Origin of the sequence: Streptomyces angustmyceticus (assembly GCF_019933235.1) — a bacterium.
Taxonomy (GTDB): domain Bacteria; phylum Actinomycetota; class Actinomycetes; order Streptomycetales; family Streptomycetaceae; genus Streptomyces; species Streptomyces angustmyceticus.
In genome coordinates, this window is sequence record NZ_CP082945.1 from 6642966 (window position 1) to 6660869 (window position 17904).

At 71.3% G+C, this 17904-nt stretch carries 16 protein-coding genes; 14 read left to right on the forward strand and 2 right to left on the reverse strand.

Features of this window, described 5'->3' with window-relative positions; genetic code table 11:
* Positions 1-36: 36 nt before the first annotated feature.
* Together K7396_RS29700 and K7396_RS29705 are read right to left on the reverse strand one after the other, a co-directional pair.
* Positions 37-1692 carry a hypothetical protein gene (locus K7396_RS29700; protein ID WP_086720936.1) on the reverse strand — a complete coding sequence of 552 codons (1656 nt, stop codon included), beginning with the start codon at positions 1690-1692 and terminating at the stop codon, positions 37-39.
* A gap of 209 nt (positions 1693-1901) precedes the next feature.
* On the reverse strand, positions 1902-4100 hold the full coding sequence (locus K7396_RS29705) for an elongation factor G-like protein EF-G2 (protein ID WP_086721366.1): 2199 nt from the start codon (positions 4098-4100) through the stop codon (positions 1902-1904).
* Between the two features lie 266 nt (positions 4101-4366).
* On the opposite strand from K7396_RS29705, the gene pgsA reads away from it, so the two are divergent.
* From pgsA to K7396_RS29775, 14 genes are all read left to right on the forward strand, one after another.
* Positions 4367-5023, forward strand: a complete 657-nt coding sequence (gene pgsA / locus K7396_RS29710) for a phosphatidylinositol phosphate synthase (RefSeq protein ID WP_086721367.1) — start codon at positions 4367-4369, stop codon at positions 5021-5023.
* Positions 5020-5994 carry a phosphatidylinositol mannoside acyltransferase gene (locus K7396_RS29715; protein ID WP_086721368.1) on the forward strand — a complete coding sequence of 325 codons (975 nt, stop codon included), beginning with the start codon at positions 5020-5022 and terminating at the stop codon, positions 5992-5994. Before pgsA ends, K7396_RS29715 begins: the two co-directional genes overlap by 4 nt.
* On the forward strand, positions 5991-7151 hold the full coding sequence (locus K7396_RS29720) for a glycosyltransferase family 4 protein (RefSeq protein ID WP_086721369.1): 1161 nt from the start codon (positions 5991-5993) through the stop codon (positions 7149-7151). Before K7396_RS29715 ends, K7396_RS29720 begins: the two co-directional genes overlap by 4 nt.
* 785 nt (positions 7152-7936) lie before the next feature.
* Complete coding sequence (locus tag K7396_RS29725) at positions 7937-8482, forward strand: LemA family protein (RefSeq protein ID WP_086720415.1); 546 nt, start codon at positions 7937-7939, stop codon at positions 8480-8482.
* Between the two features lie 145 nt (positions 8483-8627).
* The gene (gene pdxS, locus K7396_RS29730) at positions 8628-9539 is read left to right on the forward strand and encodes a pyridoxal 5'-phosphate synthase lyase subunit PdxS (RefSeq protein ID WP_086720416.1); all 912 of its coding nucleotides are present in this window, start codon (positions 8628-8630) and stop codon (positions 9537-9539) included.
* Between the two features lie 8 nt (positions 9540-9547).
* Entirely contained in the window at positions 9548-10135 is a 588-nt protein-coding gene (gene pdxT / locus K7396_RS29735; protein ID WP_086720417.1) for a pyridoxal 5'-phosphate synthase glutaminase subunit PdxT, read from the forward strand.
* Between the two features lie 115 nt (positions 10136-10250).
* On the forward strand, positions 10251-11003 hold the full coding sequence (locus tag K7396_RS29740) for a YebC/PmpR family DNA-binding transcriptional regulator (RefSeq protein ID WP_030076370.1): 753 nt from the start codon (positions 10251-10253) through the stop codon (positions 11001-11003).
* A gap of 151 nt (positions 11004-11154) precedes the next feature.
* Positions 11155-11733: a crossover junction endodeoxyribonuclease RuvC gene (ruvC, locus tag K7396_RS29745; RefSeq protein ID WP_086720418.1), complete on the forward strand. Its 579-nt coding sequence runs from the start codon at positions 11155-11157 to the stop codon at positions 11731-11733.
* The gene (gene ruvA / locus K7396_RS29750; RefSeq protein ID WP_086720419.1) at positions 11730-12350 is read left to right on the forward strand and encodes a Holliday junction branch migration protein RuvA; all 621 of its coding nucleotides are present in this window, start codon (positions 11730-11732) and stop codon (positions 12348-12350) included. The genes ruvC and ruvA overlap by 4 nt, the downstream gene beginning before the upstream one ends.
* Positions 12351-12432: 82 nt before the next feature.
* On the forward strand, positions 12433-13521 hold the full coding sequence (gene ruvB / locus K7396_RS29755; RefSeq protein ID WP_086720420.1) for a Holliday junction branch migration DNA helicase RuvB: 1089 nt from the start codon (positions 12433-12435) through the stop codon (positions 13519-13521).
* Between the two features lie 161 nt (positions 13522-13682).
* On the forward strand, positions 13683-14213 hold the full coding sequence (yajC, locus tag K7396_RS29760; RefSeq protein ID WP_086720421.1) for a preprotein translocase subunit YajC: 531 nt from the start codon (positions 13683-13685) through the stop codon (positions 14211-14213).
* 151 nt (positions 14214-14364) lie between these two features.
* A complete protein-coding gene (gene secD / locus K7396_RS29765) occupies positions 14365-16143 on the forward strand; it encodes a protein translocase subunit SecD (protein ID WP_086720422.1) in 1779 nt (592 codons plus the stop codon).
* Position 16144: 1 nt separating this feature from the next.
* Entirely contained in the window at positions 16145-17266 is a 1122-nt protein-coding gene (secF, locus tag K7396_RS29770) for a protein translocase subunit SecF (RefSeq protein ID WP_086720423.1), read from the forward strand.
* Complete coding sequence (locus tag K7396_RS29775) at positions 17263-17811, forward strand: adenine phosphoribosyltransferase (protein ID WP_086720424.1); 549 nt, start codon at positions 17263-17265, stop codon at positions 17809-17811. Before secF ends, K7396_RS29775 begins: the two co-directional genes overlap by 4 nt.
* The last annotated feature ends 93 nt before the right edge of the window (positions 17812-17904 follow it).

The window sequence follows — 17904 nt, forward strand, 5'->3', positions numbered from 1 at the left end:
GGCTCCTGTTCCGTGGGCCGGCGGGGCCGGCGCCTCCTAGGCGTTGTACTCGTCCGCCTTCTGCGGCTCCACGCCCTGGATCATGCCGCTGAGGACCAGGGAACGGTTGGTGAAGCGCTCGGTGTCCACGCCGTTCTCCTTGAGCACGCTCATCGCGGCGGCGTGGACGGTGCGCAGCACCGGGGTCGCGGCGCGCAGCGCGTCATCGGCCATGAAGCGGTGGCGCCAGGGCTTGTCCGCCCAGACGTGCCGCAGGCCGAACGGCTCGGGGAGGGTCAGCTTCCCGCCGAGGAAGTCCAGCACCGGCGGGAACCAGGTCAGCGGGGCGCGCGCGGCGAGCCGGACCACCTCCTGCGGCTCGATGAGCGGGAGGTGCTGGGTCCGGGTCTCCCAGAACTTGACGACCTTGGCGACGTCCTTGGTCTTGGGCTCCGGCTTGGTCGTGAACAGGCCGTTGACCGGACCGAGGGCGTGACCGGTCACCTCGATGCGCAGGGTCTCGTGCAGCACCGTGACGGTGATCATCAGCGTGATCACCAACTGGCCGTCCCACAGCACGAACTGCACCCCGAGGTAGTGGCGGTTGCCGCTGCCGAACTGCTGCTCGTTGCAGATCCGCTCTATCTCGTGCCCGCGGATCTGGTACGCCTCCACATGGGAGCCCTCGGGGCGGGTGACGGCGGCGGCCTTCTCGCCGACCGGCGAGACGATCCAGTGGCGCACGGAGGGGGTGGGGAACCCGCCGGTGTGCAGCGGGCTGCGCTCCAGCAGCCGCAGCTTGTCGTGGATCGCCCGGATCACGTCCCAGCTGCGGAACGGGTGGATCTCGCTGCCTTCCTGCGCCGGGATCAGCTCCTCGGCCAGCTGCCAGCTGCCCCAGCGCGTACCCATGCCGAGTATGCCCTTGGGGCCGGCGTAGAAGACGACGTTGCTGCTCTGCTCGGCGGAGATCTTGGCGAGGTTCTGCCGGAGGGTCTCGGCGGCGATCTGGTTCGGGTCCTGCGGCACCGCCTCGGGGATCTTCGCGGCGACCCCGCCGCCCTCCAGCAGCCCCTTCCAGGACTCCCGCATGGCCACCGCGGTCTTCTCGCAGATCTGCTTGGCCAGCCACCAGCCGATCACCGGGGCGACCATCATGGCGCGGGCGTACATCGGCCAGAAGCCGTTCAGCGGCAGCTTGATCATGAAGAACACGCCGACACCGGCCAGGACCGTCAGCAGCAGCCCGCCGAGCATCGACAGCCCGCTGCCCGCCCCGTCCTTGGAGAGCATCTTGCGCAGCTGGAAGACGCCCAGCCACAGCAGCACACCCGGCAGGAACAGCACCCCGAACAGCACCATCAGCACCGTCAGCTTGGCGTCCCGCTGCTTGCGGACGCGGGTGGCGGACAGGCAGTGCTCGACGATGGTCTGCGGCTCGGTCCCGAAGGACTGGATGAGCGCGGCGCGGCCGCCGCCCAGCATCCGCACCTGCACGGCGCGCGAGAACGCCTCGCCGAGATTGGGCGCGAACAGCGACAGCTTGGGCTTCTTGATGTCGGACTTGCCGGACTCGGAGTCTGCCTTGGAGATGTCGGCGAGCGGGCTGTCCCGGTAGGCGGCCGAGGCCAGCGCCTGGGTCGCCGCCGTCTGCCCGGCACTCCCCGACAACGGGACCTGCGCCCCGGGACTGAAGTCAAAGCCGTCTGCCACTACCGCCCCCACACCGTACGCATCCGATGATGCGGCTCTTCCCGACTTCCGCCGACGGCACACCTGCTGAGAGCCTGTGTTCGAGCCCCTGACCTCTCGTCCTGCCGTCGGCCCCCGCCCCCCCCGGCAGGTGCTCAGCGTACAGCCGCCGCCCGGCTCAGGGGAGTTGAGCCGGACAGCGGCCACCCGCAGGGCTGACGGGCCGTTGACTATGCGCCGTTCTCGGCCTGTTCCCGCCACTTGTCGGCGAGTTGGGGCGGCATCGGCTCATGCCGCAGGTGGACGCGGGAGAACCGGCCGGTGCCGTGCGAGAGGGAGCGCAGGTCGACGGCGTACCGGTCGATCTCCAGCTCGGGCACCTCGGCGCGCACCACGGTGCGCCCCGCCCCCGACTGCTCGGTGCCCACGACCCGGCCGCGGCGCCCCGACAGATCGCTCATCACCTGGCCGACGAAATCGTCCGGAACCATCACGCTCACCTCGGACACCGGTTCGAGCAGTTCGATCCGGACCTCGCCGGCGGCCTCGCGCAGCGCCAGCGCGCCCGCCGTCTGGAACGCGGCGTCCGAGGAGTCGACGGAGTGCGCCTTGCCGTCGAGCAGCGTGACGCGGATGTCGACGAGCGGATGCCCGGCGGCGACCCCGCGCTCGGCCTGGGCGCGCACCCCCTTCTCCACGGACGGGATGAACTGCCGCGGCACCGCGCCGCCCACGACCTTGTCCACGAACTCGATGCCGGAGCCGCCCGGCAGCGGATCGACCTCGATCTCGCAGATCGCGAACTGGCCGTGGCCGCCGGACTGCTTCACATGGCGGCCGCGACCCGCGGCGGGACCGCCGAAGGTCTCCCGCAGCGGCACCTTGTGCGCGACCGTGTCGACCTGGACGCCGTAGCGGGCCCGCAGCCGCTCCAGCGCGACATCGACATGGGCCTCGCCCAGGCACCACAGGACCACCTGGTGGGTGTCCTGGTTGTGCTCCAGGCGCATCGTCGGATCCTCCGCGACCAGGCGGGCCAGGCCCTGCGACAGCTTGTCCTCGTCGGCCTTGCTGTGGGCCCGGATGGCGACCGGCAGCAGCGGGTCGGGCATCGTCCAGGGCTCCATCAGCAGCGGGTCGTCCTTGCCGGACAGGGTGTCGCCGGTCTCGGCGCGGGTCAGCTTCGCCACACAGGCCAGATCGCCCGCGACGGCCTGCGGCAGCGGGCGCTGCTGCTTGCCGAACGGGGTGGACAGCGCGCCGACCCGCTCGTCGACGTCATGGTCCTCGTGCCCGCGGTCCTCCAGGCCGTGGCCGGAGACGTGCACCGTCTCGTCCGGGCGCAGGGTGCCGGAGAAGACGCGTACCAGGGAGATCCGGCCGACGTACGGGTCGGAGGAGGTCTTGACCACCTCGGCCGCCAGCGGGCCGTCGGGGTCGCACCTCAGCGCGGGGCGCGGGGCGCCGTCCGGGCTGGTCACGGCGGGTGCCTCGCGTTCCGCGGGAGTCGGGAAGCCGCCGCTGATCAGCTCCAGCAGCTCCACCGTGCCCAGCCCCTGCCTGGCGCCCTCGGCGGCCGGGGCCGCGGCCAGCACGGGGTGGAAGGTGCCCCGGGCGACCGCCGTCTCCAGGTCCCCGATGAGGGTCTTGACGTCGATCTCCTCGCCGCCGAGGTAGCGGTCCATCAAGGACTCGTCCTCGCTCTCGGCGATCACGGCCTCGATGAGGCGGGCGCGGGCCGCCTCGATCCGCGGCAGCTCGTCGCCGGTCGGCGCGCGCTCGGTGCGCTCGCCGGAGGAGTAGTCGAAGACCCGCCCGGTGAGCAGGCCGATCAGGCCGTGCACGGGGGCGTGGCCGTCGGCGCCCGGTGTCCCGTACAGCGGGAGGTAGAGGGGCACCACGGCGTCCGGGTCCTCGCCGCCGAACGAGGCCCGGCACAGCTCGGTCATCTCGTCGAAGTCGGAGCGGGACGCCTCCAGGTGCGTGACGACCAGCGCGCGCGGCATGCCGACGGCCGCGCACTCGTCCCACACCATCCGGGTCGCGCCGGCCACGCCGTCGGCCGCCGAGACAACGAAAAGGGCCGCGTCCGCGGCGCGCAGACCGGCCCTGAGTTCCCCGACGAAATCGGCGTATCCGGGGGTGTCCAGGAGATTGATCCTGACTCCGCCCCAGTCCACCGGGACCAGGGAGAGCTGTACGGAGCGTTGCTGGCGGTGCTCGATCTCGTCGTAGTCCGACAGACAGCCGCCGTCCTCGACCCGGCCCGCCCGGTTGACCGCGCCGGATGCCAGCGCGAGGGCCTCGACCAGGGTGGTCTTCCCCGATCCGGAGTGGCCGACCAGCACCACATTCCGCAGGGCCGTGGGCTGGCCGGCCGTTGATGCCCTGCCGGCGGCTCCCGGGTGTGTACTCGTTTTCTCGCTCATGTGTCTCGCCTCCAGGTCGACACTTTGCGGTGATTCGAGCTTTCCACCGAGGTCATGATGCGTCCATACGTGGCACATCGGACCTGTCCTCCCAAGGGTCCCGGAACGGGGCCCGTGGAGGCGTCCACGGGCGCGCGGCGCGGCCCTGGAGCCGTGGGATGCGCCCTGCGCCGCGATGCGTTCGTGGTGGCCCGAGACCTCCTGGCTACGATGGGCCAGCCGGTGGCCCCTTGACCTCGCGGCCCGTATCGACCTCCGGGAAGGCCATGCTGAACAAGTACGCGCGTGCGTTCTTCACGCGTGTTCTCACGCCGTTCGCCGCCCTGCTCATCCGTCTCGGCGTCAGCCCGGACGCGGTCACCCTCGTCGGGACCGGAGGCGTGGTGGCCGGCGCCCTGGTCTTCTACCCGCTGGGCGAGTTCTTCTGGGGCACGGTGGTCATCACCCTGTTCGTCTTCTCCGACCTGGTCGACGGAAACATGGCGCGGCAGCTGGGACGCTCCAGCCGCTGGGGGGCCTTTCTCGACTCCACCCTCGACCGGGTCGCCGACTCGGCGATCTTCGGCGGGCTCGCCCTCTGGTACGCGGGGCGCGGCGACAGCCTGCTGCTCTGCGCGATGGCGATCTTCTGCCTGGCCAGCGGCCAGGTGGTCTCGTACACCAAGGCGCGCGGCGAGGCCATCGGGCTGCCGGTGAACGTCAACGGCCTGGTGGAGCGCGCCGAGCGGCTGGTCATCACGCTGGTGGCCTGCGGGCTGTCGGGCCTGCACGCCTTCGGGGTACCCGGCGTCGAGATCCTGCTGCCGATCGCCCTGTGGCTCGTCGCGATCGGCAGCGCCGTCACCCTCGGCCAGCGTGTGGTGACGGTACGACGGGAGTCGGCCGAGGCCGACGCCATGGCACAAGGGGGAACAGGCGCATGAGTCCACGCACGACCCGCCGGCCGCGGTTCGACACCGACAAAGTGTCGGACGCGCTCTACGCGCTGGGCTGGAGCACCGTCAAGAAGCTGCCCGAGGGCGTGGCCACCGGACTCGGCCGCCGGATCGCCGACACGGTCTGGAAGCGCCGCGGCAAGGGCGTCCTGCGGCTGGAGGCGAACCTCGCCCGGGTCGTCCCGGACGCCGGCCCGCAGCGGCTCGCCGCGCTCTCCCGGGCCGGGATGCGTTCCTACATGCGCTACTGGATGGAGTCCTTCCGGCTGCCGGCCTGGAGCAAGGAGCGGATAAGGAACGGCTTCACGCCCGAGGACGTGCACCACCTGGAGGACGGGCTCGACAGCGACCGCGGCGTCATCCTCGCCCTGCCGCACATGGGCAACTACGACCTCGCCGGCGCCTGGGTCACCACCAAGCTCGGTGTCCCCTTCACCACCGTCGCCCAGCGCCTCAAGCCGGAGTCCCTCTACGACCGCTTCGTGGCCTACCGTGAAGGTCTGGGCATGGAGGTGCTGCCGCACACCGGCGGCTCCGCCTTCGGCACGCTCGCCCGGCGGCTGCGGGCCGGCGGCCTGGTCGCCCTGGTGGCCGACCGCGATCTGTCCGCCTCCGGGATAGAGGTCAAGTTCTTCGGGGAGGCGACGAAGATGCCGGCCGGCCCCGCGGTACTCGCCCTCCAGACCGGCGCCATGCTGCTGCCCGTCACGCTCTGGTACGACGACACCGACGTCATGCGCGGCCGGGTCCACCCGGAGATCGAGGCCCCGCAGACCGGCACCCGCGCCGAGAAGGCTGCCCAGATGACCCAGGCGCTCGCCGACGCCTTCGCCTCCGGCATCGCCGACCACCCCGAGGACTGGCACATGCTGCAGCGGCTCTGGCTCGCCGACCTGGAGCCGCGCGAGGAGCCCGGCGCCCCGGGCAACGCCGCGGCCTCCGGAACGGAGACGGCGTGAAGATCGGCATCGTCTGCCCGTACGCCTGGGACGTCCCCGGCGGCGTGCAGTTCCACATCCGCGACCTGGCCGACCACCTGATCCGCCTCGGCCACGACGTCTCCGTCCTCGCCCCCGCCGACGACGAGACGCCCCTGCCGCCGTACGTCGTCTCCGCCGGCCGCGCCGTCCCCGTCCCGTACAACGGCTCGGTCGCCCGGCTCAACTTCGGCTTCCTCTCCGCGGCCCGGGTGCGCCGCTGGCTCCAGCACGGCGCCTTCGACGTCATCCACATCCACGAACCGGCCTCGCCCTCCCTCGGCCTGCTCGCCTGCTGGGCGGCGCAGGGCCCGATCGTGGCGACCTTCCACACCTCCAACCCGCGCTCGCGGGCGATGATCGCCGCCTACCCGATCCTGCAGCCCGCGCTGGAGAAGATCAGCGCCCGCATCGCGGTCAGCGAATACGCCCGCCGCACCCTCGTCGAACACCTCGGCGGCGACGCGGTGGTCATCCCCAACGGCGTCGACGTCGACTTCTTCGGCTCCGCCGAGCCGAAGGCCGAGTGGCAGGGCAGGACCATCGGCTTCATCGGCCGCATCGACGAACCGCGCAAGGGCCTTCCGGTCCTGATGAAGGCGCTCCCCACGATCCTGGCCGCGGTCCCCGACGCCCGGCTCCTCGTCGCCGGCCGCGGCGACGAGGAGGAGGCCGTCGCCGCACTCCCCGCCGAGCTGCGCTCGCGCGTCGAGTTCCTCGGCATGGTCAGCGACGAGGACAAGGCCAGGCTGCTGCGCAGCGTCGACGTCTACGTCGCGCCCAACACCGGCGGCGAGTCCTTCGGCATCATCCTCGTCGAGGCGATGTCCGCCGGGGCGCCCGTGCTCGCCAGCGACCTCGACGCCTTCGCCCAGGTCCTCGACCAGGGCGAGGCGGGCGAGCTGTTCACCAACGAGGACGCCGAGGCGCTCGCCGCTGCGGCCGTACGACTTCTCGGTGACCCGGCGCGGCTCGCGGAGCTGCGGGGACGCGGGGCGCGTCATGTGCGGCGGTTCGACTGGTCGACCGTGGGGGCCGACATTCTCGCCGTCTACGAGACCGTCACCACCGGGGCGGCGTCCGTGGCCACTGACGAGAGGGTGGGCCTACGGGCCCGGCGTTGGCTCGCCAAGGATTGACCCACGCTTTTGTCTTTCCCGCCGGTTCGCTGCGCTTGGCTTCTTTCCCACGTTTTTGGCTTTCCCGCCGTGGGGGTTTCTCGCCGTTGCTCCCCCACTGCCTTAAGGGCGTGGGAGGTACCCCCAGCGGCGGGCGGGGTCCGCTGCGCGGGGCTGTGGGTGCGGTGACGGGCCTGCGGGGCGGGTGTGTGGGACTGCTTCGCTTTACGCTCCGCTGCGCTCCGCCTTTGCTCTTTTTCGAAGCCTTCGGAAGCAAAGCCCCACACACCCGCCCCTCCGGCCCGTCACCTCCCGTGGGGAGAGTGAGTACAGGTGGGTGGGGGCGGGCGTCGATCACAGCCAATTCCCTGCGCCGTGGTCATTTCCCGATGCCCACGACCGTTTCCCCACGTCCACAATGCGCACCTTCTCCACGTCCACAACGCACGCCGGACCACTGAGGTCCACCCCCACCGGCCTTCTTTCCACCCACCCACGGGAGGGGACGGGTCGGAGCGGGTGGGGGTGTCCGGACGTAAAGCGAAGCAGTCCGGACACCCCCACCCGCGCAGGCCCGTCACCGCACCCCGACAGCCCCGCGCAGCGGACCCGGCCGCCGCTGGGGGTACCTCCCACGCCCTTTAGGCAGTGGGGGAGCAACGCCGGGCGCACCCGCGCAGCGGGGCGAAACACGGCGAGCAACCCCCACGGCGGGGAAAGCCAAAAACGTGGGCAAGAAGCCAAGCGCAGCGAAAAGCCGAAGACCAGGGAAACTAACGCGGCGTAGCCGCGTATCGTGAGGCGCCGTGACCACGTTCATCTGGATCGCCGTCGCGATCGTCCTCATCGGTATCTACCTGAGCTGGACGGCCGGGCGCCTCGACCGCTTGCACGCTCGTATCGACGCGGCCAGGGCGGCCCTCGACGCCCAGTTGTTGCGGCGGGCTTCCGTCGCGCAGGAGGTGGGGACGTCGGGGGTGCTGGATCCGGCGGCGTCGATCGTCCTCTACCAGGCCGCGCACGAGGCGCGGCAGGCGGCGGAGGACCACCGCGAGGTGGCGGAGAGCGAGCTGAGCCAGGCACTGCGGGCGATTTTCGCGGAGGAGGACCAGCTGGAGGCCGTACGGGAGGCACCGGGCGGTGAGCGGACGGTCACCGAGCTCACCGCGGCGGTGCGGCGGGTCCCGATGGCGCGGCGGTTCCACAACGACGCCGTACGGGCGGCCCGTGCCGTGCGCCGCCACCGGGTGGTGCGCTATCTGCGGCTGGCCGGTCACGCGCCCTTCCCGCTGGCCTTCGAGATGGACGACGAGCCGCCGGCCGTGCTGGACGACCGGTCGGCCGGGAACTGAGCCGGCGGGGGCCGCGAGGCGTGCCGGAAGCGGTGACTCCGCGTGGTGACGAGCCACTGCCTTGCAATTGGCCCTTTTCCCGGGCCGCTCGCTGAGGGTTGTGTGGGCGCAGCAGTACAGCCACCCGCATTGAGTGAGGTCACACGTGTCCAGCACGCCCACCACGCCCCAGACCCCCGAGACCGGAACCGCGCGCGTCAAGCGCGGTATGGCCGAGCAGCTCAAGGGCGGCGTGATCATGGACGTCGTCACGCCGGAAGAGGCGAAGATCGCCGAGGACGCGGGCGCCGTCGCCGTCATGGCCCTGGAGCGGGTCCCCGCCGACATCCGCAAGGACGGCGGCGTGGCCCGGATGTCGGACCCGGACATGATCGACGGCATCATCGACGCCGTCTCCATCCCGGTCATGGCCAAGTCCCGCATCGGCCACTTCGTCGAGGCCCAGGTCCTGCAGTCGCTCGGTGTCGACTACATCGACGAGTCCGAGGTCCTCACCCCGGCCGACGAGGTCAACCACTCCGACAAGTGGGCGTTCACCACCCCCTTCGTCTGCGGTGCCACCAACCTGGGCGAGGCGCTGCGCCGGATCGCCGAGGGCGCCGCGATGATCCGCTCCAAGGGCGAGGCCGGCACCGGCAACGTCGTCGAGGCGGTCCGCCACCTGCGCCAGATCAAGGGCGAGATCGCCAAGCTGCGCGGCTGTGACAACAACGAGCTGTTCGCCGCCGCCAAGGAGCTGCGCGCGCCGTACGAGCTGGTCAAGGAGGTCGCCGAGCTCGGCAAGCTGCCGGTCGTGCTGTTCTCCGCCGGTGGCGTCGCCACCCCGGCCGACGCCGCGCTGATGCGCCAGCTCGGTGCCGAGGGCGTCTTCGTCGGCTCCGGCATCTTCAAGTCCGGCGACCCCGCCAAGCGCGCCGCCGCGATCGTGAAGGCCACCACCTTCTACGACGACCCGAAGGTCATCGCGGACGTCTCCCGCAACCTGGGCGAGGCCATGGTCGGCATCAACTGCGACACCCTGCCCGAGGCCGAGCGCTACGCCAACCGCGGCTGGTAGGACGGCAGATGAGCACCCCCACCATCGGTGTGCTGGCCCTCCAGGGCGACGTCCGCGAGCACCTCACCGCGCTCGCCGAGGCGGACGCCCTGGCCCGGCCGGTCCGCCGTCCCGAGGAACTGGACGAGATCGACGGCCTGGTCATCCCGGGTGGCGAGTCCACCACGATGTCCAAGCTGGCCGTCGTCTTCGGCATGCTGGAGCCGCTGCGCGCCTTCGTCCGCGCGGGCAAGCCGGTCTACGGCACCTGCGCCGGCATGATCATGGTCGCGGACAAGCTGCTGGACGCCCGTGAGGACCAGGAGACGCTCGGCGGCATCGACATGATCGTGCGCCGTAACGCCTTCGGGCGGCAGAACGAGTCGTTCGAGGCGGCCGTCGACGTCGCCGGGATCGCCGGCGGACCGGTCGAGGGCGTCTTCATCCGGGCGCCCTGGGTCGAGTCGGTCGGCGGCGCGGTCGAGGTCCTGGCCACGTACGACGGACACACCGTGGCCGTGCGGCAGGGTAACGTCCTCGCCACGTCCTTCCACCCGGAGCTCACCGGCGACCACCGGGTCCACGCCCTGTTCGTGGACATGGTGCGGCGCGCCTGAGGGGGCACTTCGGGGCGGTGGCCGGGTGACGGGCGGGAGTAACACCGTGTGATCCGGCCCCGGTAGGATCTGAGGTGTTCGTTTCAGATGTTGGTGACGCGAAGGAGACAGGCGGATGTCCGGCCACTCTAAATGGGCTACGACGAAGCACAAGAAGGCCGTGATCGATGCCAAGCGCGGCAAGCTCTTCGCGAAGCTGATCAAGAACATCGAGGTCGCGGCCCGTACCGGCGGCGCCGACCCGGACGGTAACCCCACGCTCTTCGACGCCATCCAGAAGGCCAAGAAGAGCTCGGTGCCCAACAAGAACATCGACTCCGCGGTCAAGCGCGGCGCGGGTCTCGAGGCCGGCGGCGCCGACTACGAGACCATCATGTACGAGGGCTACGGCCCCAACGGTGTCGCGGTGCTCATCGAGTGCCTCACCGACAACCGCAACCGCGCCGCCTCGGACGTCCGTGTCGCCATGACCCGCAACGGCGGTTCGATGGCCGACCCGGGTTCGGTGTCGTACCTGTTCAACCGCAAGGGTGTGGTGATCGTCCCCAAGGGTGAGCTGACCGAGGACGACGTCCTGGGCGCGGTGCTGGACGCCGGCGCCGAGGAGGTCAACGACCTCGGTGAGTCCTTCGAGGTGCTCAGCGAGGCCACCGACCTGGTCGCGGTCCGCAGTGCCCTCCAGGAGTCCGGGATCGACTACGACTCGGCCGACGCCAACTTCGTCCCGACCATGCAGGTCGAGCTGGAGGAAGAGGGCGCGCGCAAGATCTTCAAGCTGATCGACGCGCTGGAGGACAGCGACGACGTGCAGAACGTCTTCGCCAACTTCGATGTCTCGGACGATGTGATGGCCAAGGTCGACGCCTGACAGGCGCGGCACGCTCGGTCGACTGACGGGCCGACGGGGACACACCCCGTCGGCCCGTCGGTTTGTCAGTGGCAGCCGTTACTGTGCTGATCAGGGGGCATCCGCCCCACAAGCAGGAACAGCCGGGCGAGTGTGCGAGGGGCGGGGACCGATGAAGGTGCTGGGGGTGGACCCGGGGCTGACGCGCTGCGGTGTCGGCGTGGTCGACGGGGTCGCGGGGCGCCCGCTGACGATGGTCGGTGTCGGCGTCGTCCGCACGCCCGCCGACGCCGACATCGCGCACCGTCTCGTCGAGATCGAGCGCGGGATAGACGCCTGGCTCGACGAGTACCGCCCGGAGTACGTCGCCGTGGAGCGCGTCTTCAGCCAGCACAACGTCCGTACGGTCATGGGCACCGCCCAGGCCAGCGCGGTCGCCATGCTGTGCGCGGCGCGGCGCGGACTGCCGGTCGCGCTGCACACCCCCAGCGAGGTCAAGGCGGCCGTCACCGGATCGGGCCGGGCCGACAAAGCCCAGGTGGGCGCGATGGTCACGCGCCTGCTGCGGCTCGACGCCCCGCCCAAGCCCGCCGACGCCGCCGACGCCCTGGCCCTCGCCATCTGCCACATCTGGCGCGCCCCCGCGGTCAACCGCCTCCAGCAGGCGCATGCCGCGGCCCGCCGCGCCGCTCCCGCCACCGTCCCGTCCGCCGCCCCGCGCCGGGCGGCTCCCCAGAAGGGCACCCGATGATCGCCTTCGTCTCCGGGCCGGTCGCGGCCCTCGCCCCGGACACCGCCGTCGTCGAGGTCGGCGGTGTCGGCATGGCCGTCCAGTGCACGCCGAACACCCTGTCGGCGCTGCGCGTCGGACAGCCGGCCAAGCTCGCCACCTCCCTCGTCGTCCGCGAGGACTCGCTCACCCTCTACGGCTTCGCCGACGACGACGAGCGCCAGACCTTCGAACTGCTGCAGACCGCCAGCGGCGTCGGCCCCCGCCTCGCCCAGGCGATGCTGGCCGTGCACTCCCCGGACACCCTGCGCCTCGCCGTCTCCAGCGGCGACGAGAAGACCCTCACCGCCGTCCCCGGCATCGGCAAGAAGGGCGCGCAGAAGCTGCTGCTGGAGCTCAAGGACCGGCTCGGGGAGCCGGTGGGCAGCGGCCGCGCGGGCGTCGGCAGCGCCGTCACGGCCGGCTGGCGCGACCAGCTGCACGCCGCCCTGATCGGCCTCGGCTACGCCACCCGCGAGGCGGACGAGGCGGTCGCCGCGGTGGCCCCGCAGGCCGAGGCGGCCGCCGCCGAGGGCGCCGCGCCCCAGGTGCCGCAGCTGCTCAAGGCGGCCCTGCAGACCCTGAACCGGACGCGATGACCGCCGCCGGACGGGCCGCGCGCCCCCGACCGTACGACCACGCAGGCGGCCCGGCCGCCCCGACCCCGCGAGGCAATCCGCAGTGAACTGGGACGACACCGCACCGCACACCGCCGAGGACGCCCCGGGCGCGCCCGACCGGCTGGTCGGCGCCGACGCGGACGGCGAGGACACCGCCGTCGAGGCCGCGCTGCGGCCCAAGGACCTCGAGGAGTTCGTCGGCCAGGAGCGGGTGCGCGAACAGCTCGACCTGGTGCTGCGCGCGGCCCGTGCCCGCGGCGCCACCGCCGATCACGTCCTGCTCTCTGGGGCGCCGGGTCTCGGCAAGACGACCCTCTCGATGATCATCGCCGCCGAGATGGGCGCCCCGATCCGGATCACCTCGGGCCCCGCCATCCAGCACGCCGGTGACCTCGCCGCGATCCTCTCCTCCCTCCAGGAGGGCGAGGTCCTCTTCCTCGACGAGATCCACCGGATGTCCCGGCCCGCCGAGGAGATGCTCTACATGGCGATGGAGGACTTCCGCGTCGACGTGATCGTCGGCAAGGGCCCGGGAGCCACCGCCATCCCGCTCGAACTCCCCCCGTTCACCCTGGTCGGGGCCACGACCAGGGCCGGTCTGCTGCCGCCCCCGCTGCGCGACCGCTTCGGCTTCACCGCTCATATGGAGTTCTACGCCCCCGCCGAGCTGGAGCGGGTCATCCACCGCTCGGCCGGGCTGCTGGACGTCGAGATAGAACCCGAGGGCGCCGCCGAGATCGCCGGCCGCTCGCGCGGCACCCCCCGTATCGCCAACCGCCTGCTGCGCCGCGTCCGCGACTACGCCCAGGTCAAGGCCGACGGCCTGATCACCCGCGAGGTCGCCTCCCAGGCCCTCGGGGTCTACGAGGTCGACGCCCGCGGCCTGGACCGCCTCGACCGCGCCGTGCTCACGGCCCTGCTCAAGCTGTTCGGCGGCGGCCCGGTGGGCCTGTCCACCCTCGCCGTCGCGGTGGGGGAGGAGCGCGAGACCGTCGAGGAGGTCGCCGAGCCCTTTCTCGTACGGGAAGGGCTGCTGGCCAGGACGCCCCGGGGCCGGATCGCGACACCGGCGGCGTGGGCGCATCTGGGGCTGGTGCCGCCGCAGCAGCAGGCGGGCGCGAGCGGACAGCAGGGCTTGTTCGGGGCGTGACGGCGCGGGGACTCGCCCGCTCAGGAACTGCGGTGGGATGCTGTGCGTTGTTCCACTGGTGGGGACTCGCCTAGACTCCGCCGATGCCGTTCGTATGGGCGGCATTCCCACCCCCGTATATGAGATCGCGCATCCGCGGTCGTGCGAAGGATTTCCGTCCCGTGAATATCGTGACTCTCCTCCCCTTCATCGTCCTCATCGGCGCCATGTTCCTGATGACGCGGTCCGCCAAGAAGAAGCAGCAGGCCGCCGCGGAGATGCGCAACGAAATGCAGGCCGGCACCGGCGTCCGGACGATCGGCGGCATGTACGCCACCGTCAAGGAGGTCCACGACGAGACCGTCCTTCTCGAGGTCGCCCCCGGCGTGCACGCCATCTACGCCAAGAACGCCATCGGCGCGGTGATCGCGGACGAGGAGTACAACCGCATCCTGGACGGTGCCGACCCGCTGCACGCCGACGAGCCGGTCGTTCCGGACGACGCCTCTTCGCTGACCGCCGGCGAGGCCACCGGAAAGGGTGACAAGATCGACCTGGGCAAGGCCGAGACCCCGGCCGACGAGCCCGCCGGGGACAAGCCCGCCGCCGAGGCCAAGGACACCGAGGCCGCCGGCGACGCCAAGGACACCGTCAAGGCCGACGCGGACACCGCCAAGGACGACAAGAAGTCCGGCGACGACGAAGCGAAGTAGTCCGCCCCACGGAACCGCGGAGCACACGTGGTGAGTCGTGCGCCGCGGTTCCGGGACGGTCTAGGCTCCGGCGGGGGCACGTCCCCACAAGACTTCGTGGCCCCTCGGCCGGTCTCCCTGGCCGAGGGGTTGGACAGGGAGATACGAGAAGGTGGCAGCACCGAAGAAGGGCCGCAGGGCGCCCGCGAGCCAGGGACATCCGGGCCGCACCCTGATCCTGGTCCTGATCGCCATGGCGGGGCTGATCGGAGGGATGTTCTACTCCGGCACGCTGACGCCGCGACTGGGCATCGACCTGGCCGGCGGCACCAGCTTCACGCTGGCGGCCCAGAACCAGCCGGGCAAGCCCAACGCGATCAACGAGACCAACATGAACACCGCCGCCGGCATCATGGAGCGGCGGGTCAACGGCCTCGGTGTGACCGAGTCCGAGGTCCAGACGCAGGGCAGCAACCACATCATCGTGAACATCCCCAAGGGGACGGACGCGAAGCAGGCCCGCCAGCAGGTCGGCACCACCGCCCAGCTCGGCTTCCGGCCGGTGCTGACCACCACCGCGGGCACCAAGACCCCCGAGCCCAAGCCCAGCCCCTCCAAGGGCGGCACGAACGGCAAGGGCAAGGGCGACAAGGCCACCGGTGACCAGGCGAAGAACACGCCGGGCACCCAGCAGAACGCCTCGTCCTCCCCGTCGTCCAAGCCGACGACCCAGGGCCGCGCGGTGACGGACTCGCTGAAGAAGGCGCCGTCCGCCAAGCCCACCCCTTCCGGCCCGGCCAAGCCCTCCACGCCCCCGGTGCCGACGCCCCCGGGCGGCGCGGACATCCCGCCGGCCCTCCAGAAGCAGCTCAACGCGCTGGACTGCTCCAGCAAGAAGAGCCGCGCCGCCGCCGGTGAGAAGGCCGCCAACACCAAGCCGTCCGACCCGATCGTGGCCTGCAAGGAGGACGGCAGCCAGAAGTACGTGCTCGGCCCGGTCGGCGTCGAGGGCACGGACGTCAGCAGCGCCAAGGCCGTCTTCGACAGCCAGCAGGGCCAGGGCTGGATCGTCCAGATGGACTTCACGTCCGAGGGCGGCAAGAAGTTCGCGGACGTCACCGGCAAGCTCGCCACCAAGGCGCAGCCGCAGAACCAGTTCGCGATCGTCCTGGACGGCGCGGTGGTCTCCGACCCGCGCGTCAGCGAGCGGCTCAACGGCGGCAACGCCACCATCTCCGGCGGCTTCACCCAGCAGTCCGCCGAGGACCTGGGCAACATGCTCTCCTACGGTGCCCTGCCGCTCTCCTTCAAGATCGACGACGAGACCACGGTCACTGCGGCGCTCGGCGGCGAGCAGCTGCACGCCGGTCTGATCGCCGGTGCCATCGGTCTCGCGCTGGTCGTCATCTACCTCGTCGCCTACTACCGGGGACTGGCGCTCGTCGCGCTGGCGAGCCTCGGCGTCTCGGCGGTCCTGACGTACACGATCATGACGTTGCTGGGCCCGGCCATCGGGTTCGCGCTGAACCTCCCGGCGGTCTGCGGCGCCATCGTCGCCATCGGTATCACCGCCGACTCGTTCATCGTCTACTTCGAACGCATCCGGGACGAGATCCGCGAGGGACGCACCCTGCGCCCGGCCGTCGAGCGCGGCTGGCCCCGGGCCCGCCGCACGATCCTGGTCTCCGACTTCGTGTCGTTCCTGGCCGCCGCGGTGCTCTTCATCGTCACCGTCGGCAAGGTGCAGGGCTTCGCCTTCACGCTCGGCCTGACCACCGTCCTCGACGTCGTCGTGGTCTTCCTCTTCACCAAGCCCCTGATGACGCTGCTGGCCCGCCGGAAGTTCTTCTCCGAAGGACACTCCTGGTCCGGTCTCGACCCCAAGCGCCTGGGCGCCAAGCCGCCGCTGCGCCGTCGTCGCGGCGCCGCCCCCACCACGAAGGAGGCGTGAGATGTCCAAGCTCGGAAACATCGGCGCCCGGCTCTACCGCGGCGAGGTCGGCTACGACTTCATCGGCAAGCGGAAGATCTGGTACGGCCTCTCGATCCTCATCACCATCGTGGCCATCGTCGGTCTCGGGGTGCGCGGCCTGAACATGGGCATCGAGTTCTCCGGCGGCGCGGTCTTCACCACCCCGAAGACCTCCGTGTCCACCTCCGAGGCGCAGCACAAGGCCGAGGCGGCGTCCGGCGGCCATCAGGCCGTGGTGCAGAAGCTCGGTGGCAGCGCGCTGCGCATCCAGATCAGCGGTCTGGACACCAAGCAGTCGGTGTCGGTCCAGGAAGAGCTCGCCAAGGACCTGAACGTCCCGGTGAAGGACGTCAACACCCAGCTGGTCGGCCCGAGCTGGGGCGAGCAGATCGCCAACAAGGCGTGGCTGGGCCTGGGCATCTTCATGGTGCTGGTGGTGCTCTACCTCGCCATCGCCTTCGAGTGGCGGATGGCGGTCGCCGCCCTGATCGCGCTGATCCACGACCTGACGATCACGGTCGGCATCTACGCCCTGGTCGGCTTCGAGGTCACGCCCGGCACGGTCATCGGTCTGCTGACGATCCTCGGTTACTCCCTCTACGACACGGTCGTCGTCTTCGACAGCCTCAAGGAAGCCTCCAAGGACATCACCAAGCAGACCCGCTTCACCTACGGCGAGGTCGCCAACCGCAGCATCAACGGCACCCTGGTGCGCTCCATCAACACCACCGTCGTGGCGCTGCTCCCGGTCGCCGGTCTGCTGTTCGTCGGCGGCGGTGTCCTGGGCGCGGGCATGCTCAACGACATCTCGCTGGCCCTGTTCGTCGGTCTCGCCGCCGGTGCGTACTCCTCGATCTTCATCGCGACCCCGCTGGTCGCCGATCTCAAGGAGCGCGAGCCGCAGATGAAGGCCCTGGCCAAGCGGGTCAAGGCGAAGCGCGCCGCGGCCGCCGCCAAGGGCGAGGGCCAGGAGGACGCGCAGGACGGCGCGGCGGACACGGTGGACGCGGAGGACGACGACGGCACCGCGGTCGTCGGCCCGCGCCGGCAGCCCGCCTCCCGCAACCGCGGACGCGGCCGCCCGTCGGGCAAGCGCCGATGATCGCCTCGGCCGACCTGCGCGCGCTGCTGCTCAGCCGGATCGCGGACGTACCGGACCACCCGCAGCCGGGAGTGGTGTTCAAGGACATCACCCCGCTGCTGGACGACCCGGCCGCCTTCGGCGCGCTGACCGAGGCGTTCACGGACCTGTGCGCGCGCTACCGGGTCGACAAGGTCGTCGGCCTGGAGGCCCGCGGCTTCATCCTCGCCGCCCCGGTGGCGCTGCGGGCCGGCGTCGGTTTCGTCCCCGTGCGCAAGGCGGGCAAGCTGCCCCGCGCGACGCTGCGGCAGGGGTACGAGCTGGAGTACGGCACCGCCGAGATCGAGATCCACGCCGACGCGCTGGCCCCGGGCGAGCGGGTGCTGGTGATCGACGACGTCCTCGCCACCGGCGGCACCGCCGACGCCGCGCTGCAGCTGATCCGCCGCGCGGGCGCGGAGGTCGCGGGTGTGGCGGTCCTGCTGGAGCTGGGCTTCCTGGCCGGGCGGGAGCGGCTGGAGCCGGGCCTGAAGGGCGCTCCGCTGGAGGCCCTGATCACGGTCTGAGCCGTAGGCGCACCGCACCACCGAGCAAACAGGGGCATCCGGAAGAATCCGGGTGCCCCTGCTGCTGTGTCATGTACGGAACGGCGGCCGCGG

Excerpts from the sequence above, each read along its gene's own strand:
- ruvC (WP_086720418.1), top strand. The coding sequence starts at position 11,155 with ATGAAGGTGCTGGGGGTGGACCCGGGGCTGACGCGCTGCGGTGTCGGC.
- K7396_RS29740 (WP_030076370.1), top strand. The coding sequence starts at position 10,251 with ATGTCCGGCCACTCTAAATGGGCTACGACGAAGCACAAGAAGGCCGTG.
- K7396_RS29775 (WP_086720424.1), top strand. The coding sequence starts at position 17,263 with ATGATCGCCTCGGCCGACCTGCGCGCGCTGCTGCTCAGCCGGATCGCG.
- pgsA (WP_086721367.1), top strand. The coding sequence starts at position 4,367 with ATGCTGAACAAGTACGCGCGTGCGTTCTTCACGCGTGTTCTCACGCCG.
- secF (WP_086720423.1), top strand. The coding sequence starts at position 16,145 with ATGTCCAAGCTCGGAAACATCGGCGCCCGGCTCTACCGCGGCGAGGTC.
- ruvA (WP_086720419.1), top strand. The coding sequence starts at position 11,730 with ATGATCGCCTTCGTCTCCGGGCCGGTCGCGGCCCTCGCCCCGGACACC.
- K7396_RS29705 (WP_086721366.1), bottom strand. The coding sequence starts at position 4,100 with ATGAGCGAGAAAACGAGTACACACCCGGGAGCCGCCGGCAGGGCATCA.
- pdxT (WP_086720417.1), top strand. The coding sequence starts at position 9,548 with ATGAGCACCCCCACCATCGGTGTGCTGGCCCTCCAGGGCGACGTCCGC.
- K7396_RS29715 (WP_086721368.1), top strand. The coding sequence starts at position 5,020 with ATGAGTCCACGCACGACCCGCCGGCCGCGGTTCGACACCGACAAAGTG.